Genomic DNA, 1,132 nt, shown 5'->3' on the forward strand with positions numbered 1-1,132 from the left:
GGCGGGCTCTGCCCAGCGACTGCGCCGCCTTCGGCAGCGGCTGCCGGCCCGAACACCCGCTGGGGGCGCCGATGGKGTCGAGCGAGGGGGCCTGCGCGGCCTACCACCGCTACCGGGCGGTTCCATGCAGGAGCTGATCCAGCTGGCCCACGGCGGCGGCGGCACCGTGATGCAGCAGCTGATCGACCGTGACCTGCGGCCCCTCTACGCCGATCCCGCCCAGGTGCTCCACGACGCCGCCAGCCTGGCGCTGCCCCATGGCCGGCTCGCCTTCAGCACCGACGGCTACGTGGTGCAGCCCCTGGAGTTCCCCGGAGGCGACATCGGCCGGCTGGCCGTGATCGGCACCGCCAATGACCTGGCCATGGCCGGAGCGCGACCCCTGCACCTGAGTGTGGCCCTGATCCTGGAGGAGGGCCTGCCGCTGGCGCTGCTGCGCCGGGTGGTGGCCTCCATGGCCGCGGCCGCCCGGCTGTGTGGCCTCACCATCGTGACCGGTGACACCAAGGTGGTGGAGCGCGGCAAGGGCGATGGCCTGTTCATCACCACCAGCGGCATCGGCCTGCAGAGCCTGGACGGAGCGCAGCCGGAAGCGCCCGATGGCCCGGCCATTGTTCCCAGCGCGATCCAGCCCACCGCGATCCGGCCCGGCGACCNNNTGNNGGNNNNCNNCGNNCNNNNCNNNNATGGCGTGGCGATCCTCGCCGCCCGCCACGGACTGCAGCTGGATCCGCCCGTTCTGTCTGACTGCGCTCCGCTCTGGCCCCAGGTGGAGCGGATGCTCGCCGCCGGCCTGCGGCTCCACTGCCTGCGGGACCTCACCCGCGGCGGCCTGGCCAGTGCCCTGCAGGAGCTGGCCGAGGCGGCGGGGGTGGAGCTGGCGATCGAGGAATCGCGGCTGCCGGTGATCGAGCCCGTGGCCCGCACCTGCGCCCTGCTGGGTTTCGAACCGCTGCATCTGGCCAATGAGGGCCGTTTCGTGGCGGTGGTGCCCCCTGAACACAGCGCCCGGGCCCTCGCCCTGCTGGAGCCCGACGGGGGCGCCTGGATCGGTGCGGTGCGGCCCGCCGCTGGCCGGCCCCAGGTGGTGCTGACCACGGCCCTGGGTACGCAGCGGCTGCTGCTGCCCCTC

General features: G+C 74.1%; 2 pseudogenes. Both read left to right on the forward strand.

Annotated features, from left to right (window positions below):
- Positions 1 to 137: pseudogene (locus tag IQ216_RS13910) on the forward strand (hypothetical protein); the annotation flags it as partial.
- A pseudogene (hypE, locus tag IQ216_RS13915) lies at positions 125 to 1,132 on the forward strand (hydrogenase expression/formation protein HypE); the annotation flags it as partial. The pseudogenes IQ216_RS13910 and hypE, both read left to right, overlap by 13 nt.

This window comes from Cyanobium sp. LEGE 06143 (assembly GCF_015207535.1).
Taxonomy (GTDB): Bacteria; Cyanobacteriota; Cyanobacteriia; order PCC-6307; family Cyanobiaceae; genus NIES-981.